22 protein-coding genes, 1 pseudogene and 1 riboswitch are annotated in these 21,171 nt (G+C 68.1%); of the genes and pseudogenes, 11 read left to right on the top strand and 12 right to left on the bottom strand.

All coding sequences use genetic code 11. From position 1 onward, the window contains the following. Nucleotides 1-12: 12 nt before the first annotated feature. The 4 genes from G6N26_RS22160 to G6N26_RS22175 all read right to left on the bottom strand — a co-directional run bounded on the left by G6N26_RS22160 (nt 13) and on the right by G6N26_RS22175 (nt 3,051). The gene (locus tag G6N26_RS22160; RefSeq protein ID WP_145012325.1) at nt 13-840 is read right to left on the bottom strand and encodes a transglycosylase family protein; all 828 of its coding nucleotides are present in this window, start codon (nt 838-840) and stop codon (nt 13-15) included. Between the two features lie 13 nt (nt 841-853). Then, a riboswitch (cyclic di-AMP (ydaO/yuaA leader) is annotated at nt 854-1,057 on the bottom strand. Between the two features lie 212 nt (nt 1,058-1,269). After that, a complete protein-coding gene (locus G6N26_RS22165) occupies nt 1,270-1,548 on the bottom strand; it encodes a MoaD/ThiS family protein (RefSeq protein ID WP_067167989.1) in 279 nt (92 codons plus the stop codon). A 4-nt stretch (nt 1,549-1,552) separates the two neighbouring features. Then, nucleotides 1,553-2,647, bottom strand: coding sequence for a GTP 3',8-cyclase MoaA (gene moaA, locus G6N26_RS22170; protein WP_067167986.1), 1,095 nt, complete (start codon nt 2,645-2,647; stop codon nt 1,553-1,555). Further along, entirely contained in the window at nt 2,644-3,051 is a 408-nt protein-coding gene (locus tag G6N26_RS22175; protein WP_083017953.1) for a YccF domain-containing protein, read from the bottom strand. Before G6N26_RS22175 ends, moaA begins: the two co-directional genes overlap by 4 nt. A gap of 165 nt (nt 3,052-3,216) precedes the next feature. Here G6N26_RS22175 and G6N26_RS22180 point away from each other — a divergent pair, with 165 nt between their 5' ends. From G6N26_RS22180 to G6N26_RS22190, 3 genes are all read left to right on the top strand, one after another. Beyond that, nucleotides 3,217-3,624 carry a cold-shock protein gene (locus G6N26_RS22180; RefSeq protein ID WP_067167981.1) on the top strand — a complete coding sequence of 136 codons (408 nt, stop codon included), beginning with the start codon at nt 3,217-3,219 and terminating at the stop codon, nt 3,622-3,624. A 97-nt stretch (nt 3,625-3,721) separates the two neighbouring features. Next, nucleotides 3,722-5,674, top strand: coding sequence for an acyl-CoA dehydrogenase family protein (locus tag G6N26_RS22185; protein ID WP_083017955.1), 1,953 nt, complete (start codon nt 3,722-3,724; stop codon nt 5,672-5,674). A 15-nt stretch (nt 5,675-5,689) separates the two neighbouring features. Then, the gene (locus G6N26_RS22190; RefSeq protein WP_083018071.1) at nt 5,690-6,694 is read left to right on the top strand and encodes a glutathione S-transferase family protein; all 1,005 of its coding nucleotides are present in this window, start codon (nt 5,690-5,692) and stop codon (nt 6,692-6,694) included. Nucleotides 6,695-6,769: 75 nt separating this feature from the next. Here the strand turns inward: G6N26_RS22190 and G6N26_RS22195 are convergent, their stop codons facing one another. Next, nucleotides 6,770-7,222, bottom strand: coding sequence for a DUF2771 domain-containing protein (locus G6N26_RS22195; RefSeq protein WP_276058684.1), 453 nt, complete (start codon nt 7,220-7,222; stop codon nt 6,770-6,772). A gap of 44 nt (nt 7,223-7,266) precedes the next feature. Then, nucleotides 7,267-8,937: an MFS transporter gene (locus tag G6N26_RS22200; RefSeq protein WP_139799139.1), complete on the bottom strand. Its 1,671-nt coding sequence runs from the start codon at nt 8,935-8,937 to the stop codon at nt 7,267-7,269. Nucleotides 8,938-9,067: 130 nt separating this feature from the next. Here G6N26_RS22200 and G6N26_RS22205 point away from each other — a divergent pair. After that, nucleotides 9,068-9,853: pseudogene (locus G6N26_RS22205) on the top strand (DUF3027 domain-containing protein); the annotation flags it as partial. A 245-nt stretch (nt 9,854-10,098) separates the two neighbouring features. Here G6N26_RS22205 and G6N26_RS22210 read toward each other — a convergent pair. Both G6N26_RS22210 and G6N26_RS22215 read right to left on the bottom strand, forming a co-directional pair. Continuing rightward, nucleotides 10,099-10,563 carry an SRPBCC family protein gene (locus tag G6N26_RS22210; RefSeq protein WP_083017962.1) on the bottom strand — a complete coding sequence of 155 codons (465 nt, stop codon included), beginning with the start codon at nt 10,561-10,563 and terminating at the stop codon, nt 10,099-10,101. A gap of 22 nt (nt 10,564-10,585) precedes the next feature. Further along, nucleotides 10,586-10,861: a DUF2530 domain-containing protein gene (locus G6N26_RS22215; RefSeq protein WP_067167970.1), complete on the bottom strand. Its 276-nt coding sequence runs from the start codon at nt 10,859-10,861 to the stop codon at nt 10,586-10,588. Between the two features lie 191 nt (nt 10,862-11,052). Here G6N26_RS22215 and G6N26_RS22220 point away from each other — a divergent pair, with 191 nt between their 5' ends. The 3 genes from G6N26_RS22220 to G6N26_RS22230 are packed head-to-tail and all read left to right on the top strand — an operon-like array spanning nt 11,053 to nt 12,637. Then, on the top strand, nt 11,053-11,484 hold the full coding sequence (locus G6N26_RS22220) for an Rv0880 family HTH-type transcriptional regulator (RefSeq protein ID WP_064934318.1): 432 nt from the start codon (nt 11,053-11,055) through the stop codon (nt 11,482-11,484). Next, nucleotides 11,481-12,344, top strand: a complete 864-nt coding sequence (locus G6N26_RS22225) for a TrmH family RNA methyltransferase (protein WP_083017964.1) — start codon at nt 11,481-11,483, stop codon at nt 12,342-12,344. The genes G6N26_RS22220 and G6N26_RS22225 overlap by 4 nt, the downstream gene beginning before the upstream one ends. Nucleotides 12,345-12,367: 23 nt before the next feature. Beyond that, complete coding sequence (locus tag G6N26_RS22230; protein WP_067167966.1) at nt 12,368-12,637, top strand: DUF2537 domain-containing protein; 270 nt, start codon at nt 12,368-12,370, stop codon at nt 12,635-12,637. On the opposite strand, the gene sepH is transcribed toward G6N26_RS22230, so the two are convergent. Both sepH and serC read right to left on the bottom strand, forming a co-directional pair. Next, complete coding sequence (gene sepH, locus G6N26_RS22235; protein ID WP_083017966.1) at nt 12,634-13,404, bottom strand: septation protein SepH; 771 nt, start codon at nt 13,402-13,404, stop codon at nt 12,634-12,636. The two genes, G6N26_RS22230 and sepH, sit on opposite strands and share 4 nt — an antisense overlap. 135 nt (nt 13,405-13,539) lie before the next feature. Beyond that, nucleotides 13,540-14,670 carry a phosphoserine transaminase gene (gene serC, locus G6N26_RS22240; protein ID WP_139799138.1) on the bottom strand — a complete coding sequence of 377 codons (1,131 nt, stop codon included), beginning with the start codon at nt 14,668-14,670 and terminating at the stop codon, nt 13,540-13,542. 246 nt (nt 14,671-14,916) lie between these two features. Here serC and G6N26_RS22245 point away from each other — a divergent pair, with 246 nt between their 5' ends. Then, complete coding sequence (locus tag G6N26_RS22245; RefSeq protein WP_067167960.1) at nt 14,917-15,942, top strand: AurF N-oxygenase family protein; 1,026 nt, start codon at nt 14,917-14,919, stop codon at nt 15,940-15,942. Nucleotides 15,943-15,963: 21 nt separating this feature from the next. After that, complete coding sequence (locus G6N26_RS22250; protein ID WP_083017970.1) at nt 15,964-17,652, top strand: FAD-dependent oxidoreductase; 1,689 nt, start codon at nt 15,964-15,966, stop codon at nt 17,650-17,652. Between the two features lie 52 nt (nt 17,653-17,704). On the opposite strand, the gene G6N26_RS22255 is transcribed toward G6N26_RS22250, so the two are convergent. After that, nucleotides 17,705-18,163, bottom strand: coding sequence for a VOC family protein (locus G6N26_RS22255; RefSeq protein ID WP_067167955.1), 459 nt, complete (start codon nt 18,161-18,163; stop codon nt 17,705-17,707). A 133-nt stretch (nt 18,164-18,296) separates the two neighbouring features. Then, nucleotides 18,297-19,418: a citrate synthase 2 gene (locus tag G6N26_RS22260; RefSeq protein ID WP_067167953.1), complete on the bottom strand. Its 1,122-nt coding sequence runs from the start codon at nt 19,416-19,418 to the stop codon at nt 18,297-18,299. A gap of 72 nt (nt 19,419-19,490) precedes the next feature. On the opposite strand from G6N26_RS22260, the gene pdxH reads away from it, so the two are divergent. Both pdxH and G6N26_RS22270 read left to right on the top strand, forming a co-directional pair. Continuing rightward, nucleotides 19,491-20,165 carry a pyridoxamine 5'-phosphate oxidase gene (pdxH, locus tag G6N26_RS22265; RefSeq protein WP_067167951.1) on the top strand — a complete coding sequence of 225 codons (675 nt, stop codon included), beginning with the start codon at nt 19,491-19,493 and terminating at the stop codon, nt 20,163-20,165. Nucleotides 20,166-20,196: 31 nt separating this feature from the next. After that, entirely contained in the window at nt 20,197-21,096 is a 900-nt protein-coding gene (locus tag G6N26_RS22270; protein ID WP_083017972.1) for an amidohydrolase family protein, read from the top strand. The last annotated feature ends 75 nt before the right edge of the window (nt 21,097-21,171 follow it).

Below are 21,171 nucleotides of genomic sequence, written 5' to 3' on the forward strand. Positions count from 1 at the left end.
GGTGCGGGAGCCTCAGGCGTTGGACGGCTGCGCCAGGGCGTCCAACGCGTCGTTCCCCTGAACGTCCTGTGCCCGAATCGCTTCCCACAGTTGCTGGGTGTAGCTGGCGTCGGACGCGAGCTCCGGCATGCCGACCGGGACGAAACCTTGGAAGTCCGCCTCGGCGACGGGCGCGGCGGGCGCGTCCACCGGAGGGGCGGGCGGCATCGCATCGGCGGGCGGAGCGGGGGGCAGATCGGCCGGGGGAGCGGCGTCCGCGGGGGGAGCTGGGGGCAGCTCCTCAGGGGGGGCCGGCAGGTCTGCGGGCGGAGCCTCCGGTGCCGGACGGTCGAAGGAGGCCAGCTGTACCGGAGCGGGCGGCGGGGCGTCCTGCGCGGGCGCCTCGGCGGGCGGGGCCAGCGGCGCCGGTGCGCCGTTGACGCCGGGCGCATCCAGCGGGGCGTCCAGGCCGGCCGGGGTCGGCACGTCGCGCGCGCTGGGAGCCGACAGCGGGCCGCCGCAGACGGGCCACGCGCCGCGCCCCTGGGTCGCCAGCACGCGCTCGGCGACGGCGATCTGCTGTTCCTTCGTGGCAAGTTCGGCCGATGGGGCGTATTGGCCGCCACCGTGTGACGACCACGTGCTGGCGCTGAATTGCACCCCGCCGTGGTAGCCGTTTCCGGTATTGATGGCCCAGTTGCCGCCCGACTCGCAGCGGGCTACCTGGTCCCATTCGCCGTCGGTGGCCGCGGCCGCCTGGCCGGCGAGGGCGATGCTGCCGCCACCAAGCACTGCGCCGGTAAAGGCGATCTTGGCGACGTTGACACTGGATGCGGTGGGCTTACGGTGACGTCCGCTCATGCGCGCCGATGTATTCCTCTCTCGTCACGCGCCTGCGAGGTCAGCTGTCGGGTTCGGGTTGGAGAGGCCACCCGGCCGGCGTGGTCGTCGGGGACGACGTCGGCTTCACCCCTAGGGGCCGCGAGCGGCCCCAGTCCGATCACGGTGGACCGGTGGGTCCCCCGTCTCCATCCATGAGTTGGTTGCCCCCGCCTATTGGATGGAGCTCGGCGCGATAGGGAGGGGAGGTCCGCCAATCGGGATGGCTGGCGAGCCTTCGGAGACCGTAACGGTTTCTGTTGGTCTCGTCACGTGTCGCGAAACCTGGCGTTTCGCTCTCGATAACGTGCGAAAACCGCAGGAGCACATGGTGTTTGCGCAGGTCATCACACGCGAGATTGGACCGTGACCGCGCCGTTATCGTTCCGTTATGTGAGATGTTTCACAGTTTCAGCCGCCGGAGAAGGGCGGCAGAACATCGATCGTGTCACCGGATTGCAACGTCGTGGTCTCATCGCGCACGGCGACGCCGTCGCACAGGTACGAGCATCGGCTCAAGACGGTGGCAAGGCGTGATCCTCGCGTGGCGAGCCGCTCGACCAGCTCGCCGACCGTGGTGCCGGGGCGCACCACCAGGGTCTCGGCCTCGACGCCCGCGGCCGCGTGAGCGGCCGCAAAGTAGCGCACCGTCACTCCGATGCCGGTTGCCTGGACGGGGGACTGCCCCATGGGGCTAGCCACCGATCGCGCTCATCGGGCGGTCGGGCTGGATGAAGTTGGGGTCGTTGATGCCGTGGCCGGCGGGCTTGCCCCACATCGCGGTACGCCACCTTGCCTCGATCGCCTCGTCGGGCGCGCCGGTGCGCAGCAGCGCCCGAAGGTCCGTCTCTTCTTTCGCGAACAGGCAGCTGCGGATCTGCCCGTCGGCCGTCAACCGGGTGCGGTCACACGTCGAGCAGAACGCGTGCGACACCGAGGCGATGACGCCCACCTTGCCTTCCGGCGTGCCGGGGCCCTCGTCGACCAGCCACAGCTCGGCGGGAGCGGAACCGCGCGGCGCCGGGTCGGGCCGCAGCCGGAAATGCGGGCGCAGCGCGGCCAGCACGTCGTCGGCGCTCAACGCCGCGTCGCGGCGCCATTGGTGCCCGGCGTCCAGCGGCATCTGCTCGATAACCCGCAACTGGTAGCCGTGCGCGAGGCAGAACCGCAACAGCTCCACCACGTCCTCGCGGCCGGTCGCGGGGTCGAGCACGGCGTTCACCTTCACCGGCGCCAGGCCCGCGTCGTGGGCGGCGGTCAGGCCGGCCAGCACGTCGTCGAGCCGATCGCGACGGGTGATCGCCGCGAAATGCTGCCGATCCACGCTGTCCAGCGAGACGTTGACGCGGTCCAGGCCTGCCCGCGCGAGCCCGGCGGCGCGGCGCGCCAGCCCGACACCGTTGGTCGTCAGGGAGATCTCGGGCCGGGGCCGCAGCCCGGCCGCCGCGGCGATCACCTCTTCGAGATGGCGTGCCAGCAACGGCTCCCCGCCGGTGAACCGCACACTGGTCACCCCCAACCGGGTGACCGCGATGTCCATCAGCCTGGCGAGCTCGCCGGCGGTCAGCAGTTGCTCGCCCGGCAGCCAGTCCAGGCCCTCGGCCGGCATGCAGTAGGTGCAACGGAGGTTGCAGCGATCGGTCAGCGAGATCCGCAGATCGGTGGCGACCCGCCCGTAGGTGTCTACCAACGGGCCCGCGGACGGCGCTTCCCCGGCAACGGCACGATCACCGCGCGCGCCGTCAGGGCGGCTCCGGACCGTCGGGAAACCCAATGCCGTCAGGGTCATGCGGCCACCGGCGCCGCGTGGTGGATCGGCGAGTCGAGGGGAACGATCTCCTTGCCCAGCGGCATCAGGGACACCGGAATCAGTTTGAGATTGGCCAGCGCCAGCGGGATGCCGACGATCGTCAGCGCCATCGTCACCGCGCTGACCAGATGACCGATCGCCAGCCACAGCCCGAACAGGATCACCCAGATGATGTTTCCAATCAGGGCCCCCGATCCCGAGGTGGGCTTGTCGACGATCGTGCGGCCGAACGGCCACAGCGCGTACGAGGCGATGCGCAGCGACGCGAAGCCGAACGGGATGGTGATGATCAGCAGAAAGCTGACGAGCGCGGCGACGAGGTATCCGGCGGCCATCCAAAGGCCGCCGAATAGAAGCCAGATGATGTTCAGGATCAGGCGCATATCTCCTCCGCGGGTACTACCAAGCGTACCGAGTGACCAATAACGGGGGTGCTCGTTATGCGCGCATCCGAGTAGGATCAGACTCTCAATACGGCGTCCTGCGCAGGCGGGACGCTTGTTGTGTTGCCTATTTCTAATGATCCGTAAGACAAGCAGGTGAGACCAGTGCCGACCGGCAAGGTTAAGTGGTACGACGCTGACAAGGGCTTCGGCTTCCTGTCGCAAGAGGACGGCGAAGACGTCTACGTCCGGTCGTCGGCGCTGCCCGCTGGGGTCGAGGGGCTCAAGGCGGGCCAGCGGGTGGAATTCGGTATCGCCTCCGGCCGGCGCGGACCGCAAGCGTTGAGCCTCAAGCTGATTGAGCCGCCGCCCAGCCTGACCAAGGCGCGGCGCGAGACGCCCGCCGAGCACAAGCACAACCCGGACGAACTGCACGGCATGGTCGAGGACATGATCACGCTGCTGGAAAGCACCGTGCAGCCCGAGCTGCGCAAGGGTCGCTACCCGGACCGCAAAACGGCGCGCCGGGTATCCGAGGTGGTCAAGGCCGTGGCGCGGGAGCTCGACGCCTAAGGCGCGCACCACCGCCAATTTGCAGACGACGGCTCGGTGGCGGGCCGCAGATGGGGTACTCAACACCCCATGACGGTCGTCTAGCAAGGAGGCTGCGATGGCACAGCAAGCGCAGGTCACTGAGGAACAGGCGAGAGCGCTCGCCGAGGAGTCTCGCGAAACCGGTTGGGAGAAACCGTCCTTCGCGAAGGAATTGTTTCTCGGCCGCTTCCCGCTGGAGCTGATACACCCGTTCCCCACACCCACGGAAGCCGACGAAACGCGCACCCGCGCGTTCCTCGACAGCGTGCGCGAGCTCCTCGAGACCGTCGACGGCAGCGCCATCGAGCGTGACGCACAGATCCCCGACGAATACGTGAAGGGCTTGGCCGACCTGGGCTGCTTTGGGATGAAGATTCCCGCCGAATACGGCGGCCTGGGCATGTCGCAGGTCGCCTACAACCGGGCGTTGATGATGGTGACGAGCGTCCATCCCAGTCTGGGCGCGCTGCTGTCGGCCCACCAGTCCATCGGGGTGCCCGAGCCGCTCAAACTCGCCGGCACCCCGGAGCAGAAGCAGAAGTTCCTGCCGCGCTGTGCCGCCGGCGCCATATCGGCGTTTTTGCTCACCGAACCCGACGTGGGCTCCGACCCCGCCCGACTGGCGTCGACGGCGACCCCCACCGACGACGGGCAGGCCTACGAACTCGATGGCGTGAAGTTGTGGACTACCAACGGCGTGGTCGCCGAACTGCTGGTGATCATGGCCCGGGTGCCTAAGAGCGAAGGGCGCCGCGGCGGCATCAGCGCCTTCGTCGTCGAGGCCGATTCACCCGGAATCACCGTGGAGCGGCGCAATAAGTTCATGGGCCTGCGGGGCATCGAAAACGGCGTGACCAGGCTGCACCGCGTCCGGGTCCCGCGCGAAAATCTGATCGGCTCCGAAGGGGACGGCTTGAAGATCGCGTTGACCACGCTCAACGCCGGACGCTTGTCAATCCCCGCCAGCGCGACGGGCTCGTCGAAGTGGGCGTTGAAGATCGCGCGCGAATGGTCCGGTGAGCGCGTCCAGTGGGGCAAGCCGCTCGCCGAGCACGAGGCGGTGGCCCGCAAGCTCTCGTTCATCGCTGCGACCAACTACGCGCTCGATGCCGTACTCGAACTGTCCGCGCAGATGGCCGACGAAGGGCGCAATGACATCCGGATCGAGGCGGCGCTGGCCAAGTTGTGGTCCAGCGAGATGGCCTGCGTGATCGCCGACGAGGTCATGCAGATCCGGGGCGGGCGGGGCTATGAGACCGCGGAGTCACTGGCCGCACGTGGCGAACGCGCCGTTCCCGTCGAACAGGTACTGCGAGACCTGCGGATCAATCGCATCTTCGAGGGTTCCAGCGAGATCATGAGGCTGCTCATCGCCCGCGAGGCGGTCGATGCCCATCTGGCCGCTGCCGGCGACCTCGCCAAGCCCGACACCGGTCTGCGGCAGAAGGCCGCCGCGGCGGTCGGCGCGAGCGGCTTCTACGCAAAGTGGTTGCCGCAGTTGGCGTTCGGTGAAGGACAGCGGCCGCGGGCCTACCACGAATTCGGCCCGCTGGCGGCGCACCTGCGGTTCATCGAACGCTCTAGCCGCAAGCTCGCGCGAAACACCTTCTACGGCATGGCGCGCTGGCAGGCCAAGCTCGAGCAGCGGCAGGGGTTCCTCGGCCGCGTCGTCGACATCGGTGCGGAGTTGTTCGCGATGTCCGCGGTGTGCGTGCACGCGGAGTCGCAACGCGCCGGCGATCCGGTGGTGGGTCAGCAGGCCTACGAGCTGGCCGAAGCGTTTTGCGACCAAGCGACCCTGCGGGTGGAGACGTTGTTTCGCGGGTTGTGGGATAACACCGACGTCGGCGATGTGCAGCTGACCCGCAACCTGCTGCAGGGCCGGTACGGGTGGCTGGAGGCCGGGGTCCTCGATCAGTCCGAGGGCACCGGACCGTGGATCGCCCATTGGGAAGAGGGTGAGTCGACCGAGACCAATCTGGCGCGACGGTTCTTATCCGGCGACCGCTCGGCAACGAGCCCGCGCTGAGCCACGATGGAAGACATGGCTTCCTACATCGCCCAAGAAGGCGAGTTCAATCGCGACACCGACTACATCACGACGCGCATCACCGCCGATGGCCGCGACGGGTACCCGGTCGAGCCGGGCCGGTACCGCCTCGTCGTCGCCCGCGCGTGCCCGTGGGCCAACCGCGCGATCATCGTTCGCCGGTTGTTGGGCCTCGAAAGCGTTCTCTCCATCGGCTTTTGCGGCCCCACGCATGACGAGCGCAGTTGGACGTTCGATCTCGATCCCGGTGGTGTGGACCCGGTCCTGAAGATCCCACGGCTGCAAGACGCCTACTTCAAGCGGTTTCCCGACTACCCCAAGGGCATCACGGTCCCGGCGATCGTCGACGTGCCGACCGGGGCGGTGGTCACCAACGACTTCGCGCAGATGACGTTGGACCTGTCGACGGAGTGGTCGGACTACCACCGCGACGGCGCGCCCGAGCTCTACCCCGAGCGGCTGCGCGCGGAAATCGACGAGGTCACCAAGCGGGTGTACACCGAAATCAACAACGGCGTGTACCGCTGCGGCTTCGCCGGTTCACAGGACGCCTACGAGGCCGCCTACGACCGGCTGTTCGCCGCGCTGGATTGGGTGAGCGACCGGCTGGCCGACCAGCGTTACCTGGTGGGCGACACCATCACCGAGGCCGACGTGCGGTTGTTCACCACGTTGGCCCGCTTCGACCCGGTGTATCACGGGCATTTCAAGTGCAATCGCGGCAAATTGAGCGAGATGCCGGTGTTGTGGGCCTACGCGCGCGACCTGTTCCAGACGCCGGGCTTCGGGGACACCATCGACTTCGTCCAGATCAAGCAGCACTATTACATCGTCCACGCCGACATCAACCCCACCCGCATCGTGCCCAAGGGTCCCGACCTGTCCGGGTGGCTGTCACCGCACGGGCGAGAAAACTTGGGCGGCAAGCCCTTCGGGGAGGGAACGCCCCCGGACCCGCCACTCGAGGGAGAGCGGGTCCCCGTCGGCCACGGGGCCTAGCCTTCTCGCCGAGCGTCGAGTTGTTGCGCGGAAATGTCGTGTTTTGCCGCAACAAGTCGACGCTCGACGGAAAACCTAAAAGACCAGCCGCACAGACCATTCCGCGTGCGGGACATCGCGGAGCTCGCCCGCCGGGTCCACCGCCAGTGTCAACAATTGGACGACGATCCCGGCGAGGCGACCGCGATGCGGGTCGACCGGGGGAATGGTCACCGCGAGCCGCGTGCCCGGCCGAAAGATGGTGCTGGTGCTGTTCGTTGGATCCTCATAGACCTGAACCAGCCGCCAGGGCGCGCGGTAGATGGCATCGGGGACCGAGAGCTGAATCGGATAGCGCTCGCCGACCTGGAGTTCCCCCTGGGTCTGCGGCGTCTCACAGTCTTCAAGGTTGAGCACGTTGCAGTACAGGTAGGGCCCCACCCGGGTCAGGTGGCCATGCGAGTACGCGCTGATCTCGGGGCGTTGCGGGCCGGAGCGACCCACCAGCAGCCACGTGCCGACCCCGACGCCCACACAGACCAAAGCCATCAGGCAGGCCAGTAACACGGCCACGCCGCGGTTGATTCGGGATTTCACTCGGCGACCACCGCCGGGCTGCCGACGCCGCGACGCGTGCCTTCCTGCTCGACCATGATCGGCCTATTACCTCCCAGGCCGGGAATCAGCGAGTTACCGCGGAAGCTGACGAGCGTCTGCGCCAGGCCCAGGATGAGCAGGGCAGTGACCGCGGTGAATCCGACCCATAGTTCGGTGTACACCAGCACCCCCACGGCCCCGCCGAGGACCCAGGCCAACTGCAGCGTCGACTCCGAGCGGCCGAACCCCGACGCGCGCGATTCCTCCGGCAGATCGTTCTGCAGCGAGGCGTCCAGGGAGGCCTTCGCGATCGCGCTGGCCCCCGACGTCACCAGTGTGGCGATCGCGGCGAGCATCAGGTTGCCGGCCACCGAGGCCGCCAACGCGACCGCGCTCACCGCCAGCGTGCAGCGCACCACCAGCACGGCGGGCCTGCCCAGTTTCATGCGCGCGCTGGTGAAGTTGCCGACGAAGTTGCCGATGCCGGCCGCGGCGCCGATCACCCCGAGGATGGCGATCTGCGCCCACCCGCTGGCGTCGTGCGCCTTGGCGACGAATGCGGGATACAAGAACAGAAAACCCACCATCACCTTGATGGTGCAGTTACCCCACAACGAGGTAATGATGTTGCGGCCCAAGGGCTGACGCAGCGTGGCAGTGGCCTTCTTGGGGACCTTCTTGAATTCTTCGGGCCAGCTTCGGCGCAGGGGTTCGCTGTCCTGGCGATAGCTCAAGGTGGCGGGAACCTCACCCGCGGTGACCTCGACCCAGCGCGGAATCCGCATGGACAACGACGCGCCGGCGAGCGTGACCGCCACGACGACGAACAACGCCCCGGGCAGTTTGAACAGGTGGGTGCAGACGAATTCGACACCCCCCGCGATGGCGCCCCCGGCGATGGTGCCGCCCAGCAGACCGAACATGGTCAGCCGCGAGTTGACCCGCACCAGGTCGATGGTCGGCGGCATGACTCGGGGTGTCACCGCGCTGCGCAGCACGCTGAAAGACTTCGAGAACACCATCATGGCCAGCGCGCACGGATACAGCACCATCGACGGGTAGCTCCCGCTGGCGCCGTCGTAGTTCATGATCAGCACCAGTGCCAACGCCGTGCGCAGGGCGAACGACGCGGCGAGCGCGACGCGTCGCCCGTGCTGCAGGCGGTCCAGCGCGGGGCCGATGAGGGGTGCGATCACCGCGAACGGCGCGATGGTGATCAGCAGATACAGCGCGACGCGGCCCTTGCTTTCCCCGGTCGCCGCGGCGAAGAACAACGTGTTGGCCAGCGCGACGGCCATCGCGGCGTCGACCGCGAAGTTGGCCACCGAGGGCCACGTCAGCGCCGTCAGACCGGACTTGTCGGCGCCATCGGCCGTCGCGGCGCGCTGCACCATCCAGTACATGCGGGAACCCATTTCGCGGCTGCGCAGTGCCGCGGCGCGGGTGACGGTGATCCGCTCGCCGGACGTCGGACCCCGCGGGGGCGGGCTGTTGCTGCGGTTCGGCTCCTCCTGCTGGCCCAGCGGGGGCAGATAGCGGTTGGCGCTCGGCATCGGCGGTGGGCGACGTGTGCGGCGCTGGGCACCGTCGCCGGCGGGGTAGTTGGCCGCGCCCGGATGTTGTGCGGCAACGCCATTGGGGGCCCGGCGCCCCGGCTTCGAGGCCACCCGGCCCGGATCGTCTTGCCGCCGCCCAGACACTCCCCGATTCTCCCCTATGCCGGCGACATGCGTCTGCAGGTAACGGGGTGTGGCTCGTCAACCTAGTATTGGAACCGCAATGCAGACAGAAGACAGCGTGACCAGACTCACCGAAGGATCTTCCGTGGCGACCGTGGACGAGTGGCCCGAAGGGTTGGCGGCGGTGCTCACGGGCGCGGCCGACCAGGCCAGGGCCGCCGTCGTGGAGTACAGCGGACCGGAGGCGCTCGGCGATTATCTGGGCGTCGGCTACGAAGACCCGAACACCGCCACCCACCGGTTCCTGGCGCATCTTCCCGGTTACCAGGGGTGGCAGTGGGCCGTGGTCGTGGCCGCCTATCCCGGCGCCGATCACGCCACCGTCAGCGAAGTGGTGCTGGTCCCGGGGCCGACCGCGCTGCTGGCGCCGGAATGGGTGCCGTGGGACCAGCGGGTGCGCCCCGGGGACCTCAGTCCCGGGGACTTGTTGGCCCCCGCCGCCGACGATCCCCGGCTGGTTCCCGGCTACACCGCCAGTGGTGACCCGCAGGTCGACGAGACCGCCGCCGAGGTCGGCCTGGGCCGACGCTGGGTGATGAGCGGCGAGGGCCGCGCCGAGGCGGCCGAACGATGGCACACCGGCGACTACGGCCCCGACTCGCCGATGGCGCGATCCACCAAGCGCGTGTGCCGCGACTGCGGCTTCTTCCTGCCGCTGTCGGGATCCCTCGGGGCCATGTTCGGCGTGTGCGGCAATGAACTGTCGGCCGACGGGCACATCGTCGACAAGCAGTACGGCTGCGGTGCGCACTCGGACACCCCGGTGCCGGCGGGCACGGGGTCCCCTGCGTACGAGCCCTACGACGACGGCGTGCTGGACGTCGCCCAGGCGCCGGTCGAGTCGACCGCACCGCCCATGACGTCGGAATCGCCAGAGACGTCGGAATCGCCGGAGACGGCGGAGACTCCGGCGACGGCGGAGACACCGGAGACGGCGGAGACTGCGGAGACGACCGAGCCGCCTGCGCCGTCAGAGACGTCGGAAGCCCCGCCGGAATCGGTGACGGAAACGCCTGAGCCGCAGTCCGAGACCGAGGCTGCCGACTCCGAGCCGCAGCCGCCGGCCGATCCCCCGAGCGAGACGCCCGACTAGCCCCGTGCGGCGTCTTCTGCGGCGGCCTTGATGCGCGCCAATGAGGCGTTCATGCCGTCGAGCAATTCGTGTTCGAAGTTGTCGGTGCCGCCGAACAGCGCTTTGACCGACAGGTTCGAAAAGGCGGTGACGCCGTTTTCGGCGTGCCGGCTCTCGATCACCCGGGTACCCTCGCCGGCCGGTTCGAGCTCATAGCTCCAGACGGTGTTGTTGGTGTCGACGCGGAACGCGAGTTTTCGGTCCGGGACGATTTCGACGACCGTGCAGGTGGTCGGCCAGAACATGCGGTTGCGGCGATTGAGGTTGAGGGTGCGGGTGCCTTGACGCACCGGGCCGAACGGCTTCATCCAGCGGCATTGCGGACTCCACTCCGGCATTCGCCGAAGATCGGAAATCAATTCCCACACTTTGGCAACCGGTGCGTTGATGTCGACGTGCGCTTGCAATAGCGGGGCTACCATCGCTCCTCCAACGGTCAGCGGATCATTTTTGGTCGAGGTAAGTTTCGAGTCCGGCCTGGGCGCCGCGGGCGCCGCGGCGGGCCGCCGCGAGTTGCAACAAGAAAATGGTTGTTCCGAGCAGCCCCACGCCCAGCCCGGCCAGCGTCACCGGGCGCCAGCTCGCCAGGGCGGGCACCAGGAATGCCACGGTCGCCGCGACGACCCAGCCCAACGCTCCGAGCGCGATGAACGGCCACGCGTGCACCAGTGCCGCCGGCAGCGGCGGTACCGCGCGGTTGTGGCCAGGTTCGGCGGACATCGCGATTAACATAGCCCGCCTCCGGCGCTCATCGGTGGCCGCCTACTTGCCGAACTGGACGATCGAAATTCCGAGCAGGCCGGGATCGGCGCGCAGCTAAGCGTTTCGATGAAATTCCGTTCGCTTTAGTGAACACCCGTCGTTCACCGGTTGGTGTCCCGGTTTCTCAGGCTTCCGTGTAACCTCGCGCCATGCCTGACAGCGATGCGCGGCTCGCCAGCGACCTGTCACTGGCTGTTATGCGGCTGGCCCGCCAACTGCGGTTCCGCAACCCGTCGTCGCCGGTGTCACTGTCGCAGCTGTCGGCGCTGGCGATGCTGGCCAACGAAGGCCCGATGACGCCCGGCGCCCTGGCGATTCGCGAACGGGTCCGGCCGCCGTCGATGACGCGGGTGATCGCGTCGCTGGCCGAGATGGGTCTGGTGGACCGCGTGCCGCACCCCGTCGACGGCCGGCAGGTGCTCGTCTCGGTTTCCGAGTCCGGGGCGGAGTTGGTCAAAGCCAACCGTCGCGCCCGTCAGGAATGGCTGGCCAAACGGCTGTCGACGCTGGACACCGACCAACGCGACATCCTGCGCAGCGCGGCCGATCTGATGTTGGCTTTGGTCGACGAAAGCCCGTGAGCGCCGGCGCCGATGCCGGCAATGTCGAGGACGTCGATGACCCCGACGACCCGAGGCTCGACGATTTCCGCGACCTGAACAGTGTCGATCGCCGTCCCGACCTGCCGTCGGGCAAAGGGCTGGTGATCGCCGAAGGCGTGCTGGTGGTTCAGCGCATGCTCGCCTCCCGCTTCCACCCGCATGCGCTGCTCGGCACCGACCGCCGGCTCACCGAGCTCAAAGAGGACCTGGCCGGCAGCGCCGTCCCGTTCTACCGGGCGTCTGCCGATGTCATGGCCCGCGTGGTCGGCTTCCACCTCAATCGCGGCGTGCTGGCGGCCGCCCGGCGGGTGCCGGAGCCCGGCGTGGCCGAGGTGATCGCCGGCGCTCGCACCGTCGCTGTGCTCGAAGGCGTCAACGATCACGAGAACCTGGGCTCGATTTTCCGCAACGCCGCCGGACTCGGCGTCGACGCGGTGATATTCGGCAGCGGATGCGCCGACCCGTTGTACCGTCGCGCCGTCCGGGTGTCGATGGGCCACGCGCTGCTGGTGCCGTATGCGCGCGCGAGCTGTTGGCCCGCCGAGTTGATGACGTTGAAGGAGAACGGCTTTCGACTTTTGGCGATGACCCCGCATGAGTCGGCGTGCCCGCTGGCCGAGGCGATGACGGCCGCGCGCGACCAGCGCGTCGCGGTGTTGGTGGGCGCCGAGGGTCCCGGGCTGACGCCGGCCACCCTGCGGTTGAGCGACGTGCGGGCGCGCATCCCCATGTCGCGGGGCACCGACTCGCTCAACGTCGCGACCGCGGCCGCCCTGGCGTTCTACGAGCGGGCGAGGCTCGGTGACGTTAGGCCACGCGACGACGAAAGGCGGGGATGAACGGTCAAGCTAGGCTTCGACTGATGAAGGACGAGTCCGTGCCCTGGGCAACGGGTTTGACGGTGACCGCGTTTGTCGCGGCGGTCATCGCCGCGGCGATCGTGGTGCTCAGCCTGGGCTTGGTGCGCGTGCACCCGCTGCTGGCCGTCGGGCTGAACGTCGTGGCGGCCGGGGGACTGGCGCCCACCCTGTGGGGGTGGCGGCGCACCCCGGTTCTGCGCTGGTTCGTGCTGGGCGCCGGAGTCGGCGTGACGGGAGCGTGGGTCGCGCTTCTCGCCCTGGCAGCCGCTTAGCGCTGCCCTCCCGAGCGCACGCCGAGCAATACGTCTTCCCACGCCGGGATGACCGGCTTGCCCCGGCGGCTGTGCACGGGCTTTTCGTCCGGCTCCGGGGCCGGCGTTTCCGCGACGGGCGGCTTCGCGGGCTCCTCGAAATCGACGTGGGCCACCCGCGCCACCGGCCGCAGCGGCCGTTCGAAGGTCGGATCGATCAGCGCGCTGGCCGCGTCGTCGATGGCGGTGACCGTGCCGCCGTGGGCGCCGGGAGCGAAGCAGAAATGCGCGAGGTTGTCCGAACGGCCGACCTTCCAGGCGAGCTGCACCGTCCAGCGGTTGTCTTCGTTACGCCAGGCGTCCCAGCTGAGCTTGTCGTGGTCGAGCCCCCGCGTCACCAGGGCGGCGCTGACCGTCTCCAATAGGGTCAACACGGCGGGACCGTCGGCCAGCATGGGGTGCGCGGCGGTTGCCAGCTCCGCGGCGCGGAACCGTTCCAACAGCACCGGGTGAGCGAAGCGGCGGATGCGTGACACGTCCGAGCCCGACGCCGCGGCGACCTGCTCGACGGACGCGCCGGCGCGGATCTTGGCCTGAATTTCCTTGGGGCTGAGCATGTTGGTGACTTCAATCTCGAGCGGCGGTTGCTCGGGGTGCTGGGCCGCGTCGCGCAGAATGCCTCGCAAGCGGTCGTCGGCCGCCAGCTTGAACTGCTCCGCGGGATCATCGCTCTCGCAGATGACGTATTTGCTGTCGGCATCGAGCCCAACCACTTTGAGTTCCCGCATGGCTATCTCCTCGCAGGCTCCGTGCAGGTCAGCGACGGATCCGTCACGGCGCACTTTAGTCCAGCCGCCACCCATCACCTGTGCTGACACGCTGGGCGGCGGCACGCCGATTGCCGGCGTTCGGTAGGTGCGGGGCTACAGGCGCTCGACGACCCAGTCGACGCACTGGGTGAGAGCGCTGACGTCGTCGGGATCGACCGCCGGGAACATCCCGACCCGCAACTGGTTGCGGCCGAGTTTGCGGTACGGCTCGGTGTCGACGATGCCGTTTGCCCGCAGGATCTTCGCCACGGCCGCGGCATCGACGTCGTCGGCGAAGTCGATGGTGCCGACCACCTGCGAGCGCAGTTTCGGATCGGCGACGAACGGGGTGGTGTAGGGCCGCTCTTCGGCCCACGAGTACAGCCGTCCCGAGGAGTCAGCGGTGCGCTTGACGGCCCAGTCGAGCCCGCCATTGGCCAGCATCCAGTCGACCTGCTCGGCCATCAGCGCCAGGGTGCCGACGGCCGGGGTGTTGTAGGTCTGATCCTTGAGGCTGTTCTCCACCGCGATGGGCAGCGACAGGAAGTCGGGCACCCAGCGGCCGGAGGCGGCGACGGACTCGACGCGGGCGAGCGCGGCGGGGCTCATGACCGCCAGCCACAGTCCGCCGTCGCTGGCAAAGTTCTTTTGCGGCGAGAAGTAGTAGGCATCCGTCTCGGCGATGTCGACGGGCAGGCCGCCGGCCCCGGACGTCGCGTCGATGGCGACCAATGCGTCACCGGAGTCGGTGGGCCGGCGCACGGGCACCGCGACGCCGGTCGAGGTCTCGTTGTGGGCCCAGGCGATCACGTCCACCGAGGGATCGCTCTGCGGCTCGGGCGCGCTGCCCGCATCCGACTTGATGACGACGGGATCGCCGACGAACGGGTTCTTGGCGACCGCGGAGGCGAACTTCGAGCTGAATTCCCCGTAGGACAGGTGCAGCGAGCGCTTGTCGATCAAGCCGAACGCCGCGGCATCCCAGAACGCCGTCGCGCCCCCGTTGCCCAGAATGACTTCGTAGCCGTCCGGCACCGAGAACAGCTGGGCGAGCCCCGACCGGAGTCGGCCGACCAGATTCTTGACCGGCGCCTGCCGGTGCGAGGTTCCGAACAGCGGCGTCGCGGTCGTGGTCAACGCCTGCAGTTGTTCGGGTCGGACCTTGGACGGGCCGCACCCGAACCGGCCGTCGCGGGGTTTGATGGCGTCGGGAATTTGAAGGGAATCTGCGAGCTGGTCAGCCATGCTCATCAGGGTAGTGAGCCACCCTGGCGGGGCGATGCGCCGGGCCAATCGAACGCGCCTGCCGTCGCGGCAAAACGCCTGATCGGGTGCCCCCAGACGTTTCGTCCGTTGTGATCTAGGGCATACGAAATCGATGACCACCGGTCAGGTCACAGTGCCTCGGAGGGGTCTAGGAAATATCCGGTACCTCCGGTACTGTCTGGACATAGCACGTCCAAATGTAAACCTCGTTGAGGAGGCCTAATTATGGCTAGGACGCGAATGGTCCGGCGTTGGCGCCGCAACATGGAAGTGCGCGACGACGCTGACTACGTCAACATGCTTGCCACACTGTCCGAGGGGTCGGTGCGGCGCAACTTCAATCCCTACACCGACATCGACTGGGACTCACCGGAGTTCGCAGTCACCGACGACGACCCTCGGTGGATCCTGCCCGAGACCGACCCGCTGGGCCGCCATCCCTGGTACTTGGCGCAGTCCGACGAGCGCAAGATCAAGATCGGGATGTGGCGGCAGGCCAACGTGGCCAAGGTGGGGCTGCACTTCGAATCCATCCTGATCCGCGGGCTGATGAACTACACGTTCTGGGTGCCCAACGGGTCGCCCGAGTACCGGTACTGCCTGCACGAGTCGGTCGAAGAGTGCAACCACACCATGATGTTCCAGGAGATGGTCAACCGGATCGGTGCCGACGTCCCGGGCATGCCGCGGATGCTCAAGTGGCTCTCGCCGTTGGTTCCGCTGGTGGCCGGGCCGCTGCCGGTGGCGTTCTTCATCGGCGTGCTCGCCGGCGAGGAGCCCATCGACCACACGCAGAAAAACGTTCTGCGCGAGGGCAAGTCGCTCCATCCGATCATGGAACGGGTGATGGCGATTCACGTCGCCGAGGAAGCGCGCCACATCTCGTTCGCCCACGAGTTCCTGCGCAGGCGGATGCCGGAATTGACCAAGAGGCAGCGATTCTGGACCGCGTTGTACCTGCCGCTGACCATGAAGGTGCTGTGCCGTGCAATTGTGGTGCCGCCCAAGGCCTTCTGGCAGGAATTCGACATCCCGCGCGAGGTCAAGAAGGAACTGTTCTTCCGGTCGCCGGAATCGCGCAAGTGGCTCAGCGACATGTTCGGTGACGTGCGGATGCTGGCCTACGACACCGGCCTGATGGAGACGCGCTCGGCGCGGTTGATGTGGCGGTTGTGCAAGATCAACGGCAAGCCGTCGCGCTACCGCAGCGAGCCGCAGCGCCAGCACCTGTCCGCGGTCCCGGCCGCATAACGGGTCCGGTTTGTAGGTTTCATGCCGCACGTTATTACCCAGTCGTGCTGCAACGACGGGTCCTGTGTTTTCGCGTGTCCGGTGAACTGCATTCACCCCACGCCGGACGAGCCCGGCTTCGGCACCTCGGAAATGCTCTACATCGACCCGGTGGCTTGCGTGGACTGCGGCGCATGCGTGAGCGCGTGCCCGGTGGGGGCCATCGCGCCCGACACTCGGCTGGACATCAAGCAACTGCCCTTCGTCGAAATCAACGCGTCGTTCTACCCGAAACGGCCTGAGGGCGAGAAGCTTCCGCCGACGTCGAAGCTGGCTCCGGTTATCCCGGCCGCCGAAGTACGTGCCCGCCACCGGCCGCTGACCGTCGCCATCGTCGGATCGGGCCCGGCGGCGATGTATGCCGCCGACGAGCTACTCACCCAGCATGGCGTGCGCGTCAACGTCTTTGAGAAGTTGCCCACCCCGTACGGGCTGGTGCGGGCCGGGGTGGCGCCCGATCACCAGAACACCAAGAGGGTCACCCGACTCTTCGACCGGGTCGCCGGCCATGAAAGCTTCCGCTTCTACCTCAACGTCGAAGTCGGCACACACCTCAGCCACGACGACCTGTTGGCGCACCATCACGCCGTGTTGTACGCCGTCGGCGCGCCCGACGACCGTCGGCTGGATATCGAGGGCATGGGTATGGCCGGTACCGGCACCGCGACCGAGTTGGTGGCCTGGATCAACGGACATCCCGAGTTCGCCGATCTGCCAGTCGATCTCAGCCATGAGCGGGTGGTGATCATCGGCAACGGAAACGTCGCCCTCGATGTCGCGCGCGTGCTCACCGCGGACGCCGAGGACCTCGCTCGCACCGACATCGCCGACCACGCCTTGGCCGCGTTCCGTGGCTCGGCGGTGCGTGAGGTAGTGATCGCCGCCCGGCGCGGCCCGGCTCAGTCGGCATTCACGTTGCCCGAGCTGATCGGGCTCACGGGCAGCTCCGAGGTCGTGCTCAGCACGGCCGACCACGAGCTGGTCGCGGCCGACCTCGCGACGGCGTCGGACCCCTTGACGAAAAAGAAGCTCGAGATCCTAAGCACGCTCGGCGACGCTTCGGCGCCGGCGTCACGCCCGCGGATCAGGTTCGCGTACCGGCTCACCCCGAACCGGGTGCTGGGAGAGCAGCGGGCGACCGGTGTGGAGTTTTCGGTCACCGGCACCGATGAGGTGCGCCGCCTGAACACGGGTCTGGTGCTGACGTCGATCGGCTACCGCGGCAAGCCAATTCGTGGCCTTCCCTATGACGAGTCGGCGGCCGTGGTGCCCAATGACGGCGGGCGCGTCGTCGATCCCGCCTCCGGCGCACCGGTGCCCGGCGCGTACGTCGCCGGCTGGATCAAGCGCGGCCCGAGCGGGTTCATCGGGACCAACAAATCGTGCTCCTTCCAGACCGTGCAGGCCCTGGTCGCCGATTTCAACGCCGGCACGCTGACCGATCCGGTGGCCAAGCCCGAGGCACTGACCGCGCTGGTGCACGCCCGCCAGCCCGACGCCATCGACGCGGCGGGATGGCGTGCCATCGACGCCGCGGAAATCGCGCGCGGCAGCGGCGACGGTCGGCCCCGCAACAAGTTCACCGACGTCGCCGCGATGCTCGCCGCCGCGGCGACCGCCGAGCCGGCGCCGCCGCCACGACGCCGACTCGTGGACCGGTTGCTCGGCTAATGCCGATGGCGGCGACCCGCAGCGCCCGGCTACGCCGCGCTTGCGATCGCCTCTAGCCGGCGCCCTGCCCGGACATCGCCGCGGTGATCTCTTCCATGCTCACCTCGCGGACGGGTTGCCCCAGTGACCAGTGGTGGCCGAACGGGTCGGCGACCGCGCCGTAGCGATCCCCCCAGAACTGGTCCTCCAACGGGGCCACCACGGTGGCACCGGCATCCAGCGCCCGCTGGAAGCTGGCGTCGACGTCGGTGACGGTGAGGTGGATCGTCACCGGGGTGCCACCCAACGAGGTCGGTGTCATCGACTTACCGCCACACATCTCCGGGAAGTCGTCGTTGAGCATCACCGTGAAGCCGTTGATGCGCACCGCGGCGTGTACCAGTTTGCCGTCCGGACGCGGCACGCGCCCGATCTCCTCGGCCCCAAAAGCCTTGACGTAGAAGTCGATTGCGGCGGCGGCATCGTCGACCACGAGGTGCGGGGACAGTGCGGGTTCGATGTTGATCGCCATGCTGGTTCTCCTTGCTGTCGGTTCCCTCGCCCGCGAACGGCGGGCAGGCTCACGACGTATGACTGCGTCGACGACGCAAACTCATCGCGAGACAGCGACCATTAAATCGCCGGGCACCGACAACCAGCAGACCTCAGGCGTTGGTGAGGCTGCGGTCCCAACCTTCGACGGATTCCGGGCTGCGCGGTTCGGGTCCCACGTAGATGGCCGACGGCCGGACCAGCTTGCCGAGCCCCTTCTGCTCGAGAATGTGCGCGCACCACCCGGCGGTGCGGCCGCAGGTGAACATCGCCGGCATCATGTTGGCCGGCACCCGGGCGAAGTCCAGAATGACGGCGGCCCAGAACTCGACGTTGGTCTCGATGGCCCGGTCCGGACGCCGCTCGCGCAGCTCGGCGAGCGCGGCCTGCTCCAGCGCGACGGCGACCTCGTGACGCGGTGCGGCGAGCCGCTCGGCGGTGGCGCGCAGCACTCGCGCCCGCGGGTCCTCGGCGCGGTATACCCGGTGCCCGAATCCCATCAGCTTGTCGCCGCTGTCCAGGATCTTCTTCACCAGACCGCGCGCGTCGCCGGTGCGCTCGACCTCTTCGATCATCGGCAGCACCCGCGCCGGCGCGCCGCCGTGCAGCGGACCGCTCATCGCGCCGATCGCCCCGGACAGCGCCGCCGCCACGTCGGCGCCGGTGGAGGCGATGACGCGCGCGGTGAACGTCGAGGCGTTCATGCCGTGCTCGGCGGCCGAAACCCAGTAAGCGTCAATCGCTTCGACGTGGCGCGGGTCCGGTTCGCCCTGCCAGCGCGTCATGAAACGGGCAGTGACCGTTTCGCATTCGTCGATCACCCGCTGCGGCACCGCCGGCTGATAGATGCCGCGCGCGGACTGCGCCACGTATGACAGCGCCATGACCGACGCCCGGGCCAGCTGGTTGCGGGCGGTGGCGTCATCGGTGTCCAGCAGCGGCTTGTACCCCCAGATCGGGGCGAGCATCGCCAGGCCGGCCTGCACGTCGACGCGCACGTCGCCGGTGTGGATGGGCAGCGGGAACGGCTCGGCGGGCGGCAGCCCGTGGCCGAACTTGCCGTCGACCAGCAGCGCCCAGACGTCGCCGAAGGTGACCTGCTGACCCACCAGGTCTTCGATATCGACACCGCGGTAGCGCAGCGCGCCGCCGTCTTTATCCGGCTCGGCGATTTCGGTGGTGAAGGCGACCACGCCTTCGAGGCCGGGCACAAAGTCTTCGGGGACCACAGTCATGCCGAAAATTCTCGCACCCCCCGGTCGGGCTGACGCTACCGGCCGGTAGCAAGCGCCGGTAGCGTTGACGCGATGGCAGGACGAGACCCCGAGCCAGGAAAAGAGCACCTGCAAAGAATGCGTGTGGAATACGGATCGGTGGAGAAGGACGGCAGCCCAGACCTCGACGCGGACTGGCTGGGCGACGGCTGGGTTTCGTTGTTGCGCAGCTGGATCAGCGACGCCGAACAATCGGGTGTCGCCGAACCCAACGCGATGGTGCTGGCCACCGTCACCGTCGACGGCCGCCCGGCGAGCCGATCGGTGCTGTGCAAGAGCATCGATGAGACCGGAATCACCTTTTTCACCAACTATGACTCGGCCAAGGGCGACGACCTGGCCGCGACGCCGTACGCCGCGGTGACTTTTCCCTGGTACCAGCTCGGCCGCCAGGTCCATGTCCGCGGCCCGGTGAGCAAGGTCACGGCGGCGGCCACCGAGGACTACTGGTCGAAACGGCCGCGCGGGTCACAGCTGGGCGCGTGGGCATCGCATCAGTCGCAACCGATCGCCTCGCGGGCGGCCCTGCTGGACCAGCTGGAGGAGGTGACCGCGCGCTTCGCCAACCGCGAGCAGGTTCCGGTGCCGCCGGGCTGGGGCGGCTATCTCATCGCTCCCGAGGTGGTGGAGTTCTGGCAGGGGCGGGAAAATCGGTTGCACAACCGCATCCGGGTCACCGGCGATCGCGTCGAGCGCCTCCAGCCGTAGCGCACCACGCCCGGCGCTAATTTGACTGGCGATGGACGAGACGGAATCGGTGCGTCGGCTCTGGAAGTCGCTCGGGCTGCCAGGCATCGTCGATGTGCACACGCATTTCATGCCCAAGTCGGTGATGGACAAGGTCTGGCGGTACTTCGACGATGCGGGCCCACTGGTAGGACGGCATTGGCCGATCGCCTACCGCACCGACGAACAGCAGCGGCTGCGGACCCTCCAGAGCTTTGGGGTCCGGGCGTTCACGTCGCTGATTTATCCGCACAAGCCCGGCATGGCGGCCTGGTTGAATCAGTGGGCAAGGTCGTTCGCGGCGGCAACGCCCGACTGCCTGCACACCGCGACCCTCTACCCGGAACGCGGTGTCGAGGACTACGTTCGCCAGTCCATCGCGGCCGGTGCGCGAGTATTCAAGGCCCACATTCAAGTCGGCCGATACAGCCCGACCGACCCGCTGCTCGACGGCGCGTGGGGCGCCATCGAAGACGCCGCGACCCCCGTCGTCATCCACTGCGGCTCGGGTCCGGTACCCGGCGAACACACTGGTGTCGGGCCCATTGCGGCGCTGCTCGCCCGCCATCCCCGCCTGCGGTTGATCATCGCCCACCTGGGTATGCCCGAGTACACGGACTTTCTCGACCTGGCCGGTCGCTACGACGACGTGCGGCTCGACACCACGATGGCTTTCACACCGTTCATCGAGGAGGCCATGGCGTTCCCGCGCTCGGAGTATGGGCGGCTTTTCGACCTTTCCGACCGCGTACTTTTCGGGAGTGACTTTCCGAACATCCCGTATGGCTACCTCGAAGCGATCGAAGTCCTGACCAGGCTGCCCGGAGTGGATGTGGCGTGGCTGCGAAAAGTGTTGCACGACAACGCTGCTGATTTGTTCGGGTTGGCCGACCCGATGTCCACGGCCGGGTGAGGACCGCAGTTTCCCAGGCAATGGCGGTGCGGGCGGGCGCCCACCCGATGCCGGGTGGCGAAAATCACGAGCTGG

The organism is Mycobacterium marseillense (genome assembly GCF_010731675.1).
Lineage (GTDB): Bacteria > Actinomycetota > Actinomycetes > Mycobacteriales > Mycobacteriaceae > Mycobacterium > Mycobacterium marseillense.

Bases quoted from the DNA above. Each gene is read 5' to 3' on its own strand.
- G6N26_RS22160 (WP_145012325.1), bottom strand. From the start codon at position 840: ATGAGCGGACGTCACCGTAAGCCCACCGCATCCAGTGTCAACGTCGCC.
- G6N26_RS22165 (WP_067167989.1), bottom strand. From the start codon at position 1,548: ATGGGGCAGTCCCCCGTCCAGGCAACCGGCATCGGAGTGACGGTGCGC.
- moaA (WP_067167986.1), bottom strand. From the start codon at position 2,647: ATGACCCTGACGGCATTGGGTTTCCCGACGGTCCGGAGCCGCCCTGAC.
- G6N26_RS22175 (WP_083017953.1), bottom strand. From the start codon at position 3,051: ATGCGCCTGATCCTGAACATCATCTGGCTTCTATTCGGCGGCCTTTGG.
- G6N26_RS22185 (WP_083017955.1), top strand. From the start codon at position 3,722: ATGGCACAGCAAGCGCAGGTCACTGAGGAACAGGCGAGAGCGCTCGCC.
- G6N26_RS22190 (WP_083018071.1), top strand. From the start codon at position 5,690: ATGGCTTCCTACATCGCCCAAGAAGGCGAGTTCAATCGCGACACCGAC.
- G6N26_RS22195 (WP_276058684.1), bottom strand. From the start codon at position 7,222: ATGGCTTTGGTCTGTGTGGGCGTCGGGGTCGGCACGTGGCTGCTGGTG.
- G6N26_RS22210 (WP_083017962.1), bottom strand. From the start codon at position 10,563: ATGGTAGCCCCGCTATTGCAAGCGCACGTCGACATCAACGCACCGGTT.
- G6N26_RS22215 (WP_067167970.1), bottom strand. From the start codon at position 10,861: ATGTCCGCCGAACCTGGCCACAACCGCGCGGTACCGCCGCTGCCGGCG.
- G6N26_RS22220 (WP_064934318.1), top strand. From the start codon at position 11,053: ATGCCTGACAGCGATGCGCGGCTCGCCAGCGACCTGTCACTGGCTGTT.
- G6N26_RS22230 (WP_067167966.1), top strand. From the start codon at position 12,368: ATGAAGGACGAGTCCGTGCCCTGGGCAACGGGTTTGACGGTGACCGCG.
- sepH (WP_083017966.1), bottom strand. From the start codon at position 13,404: ATGCGGGAACTCAAAGTGGTTGGGCTCGATGCCGACAGCAAATACGTC.
- serC (WP_139799138.1), bottom strand. From the start codon at position 14,670: ATGGCTGACCAGCTCGCAGATTCCCTTCAAATTCCCGACGCCATCAAA.
- G6N26_RS22245 (WP_067167960.1), top strand. From the start codon at position 14,917: ATGGCTAGGACGCGAATGGTCCGGCGTTGGCGCCGCAACATGGAAGTG.
- G6N26_RS22250 (WP_083017970.1), top strand. From the start codon at position 15,964: ATGCCGCACGTTATTACCCAGTCGTGCTGCAACGACGGGTCCTGTGTT.
- G6N26_RS22255 (WP_067167955.1), bottom strand. From the start codon at position 18,163: ATGGCGATCAACATCGAACCCGCACTGTCCCCGCACCTCGTGGTCGAC.
- G6N26_RS22260 (WP_067167953.1), bottom strand. From the start codon at position 19,418: ATGACTGTGGTCCCCGAAGACTTTGTGCCCGGCCTCGAAGGCGTGGTC.
- pdxH (WP_067167951.1), top strand. From the start codon at position 19,491: ATGGCAGGACGAGACCCCGAGCCAGGAAAAGAGCACCTGCAAAGAATG.
- G6N26_RS22270 (WP_083017972.1), top strand. From the start codon at position 20,197: ATGGACGAGACGGAATCGGTGCGTCGGCTCTGGAAGTCGCTCGGGCTG.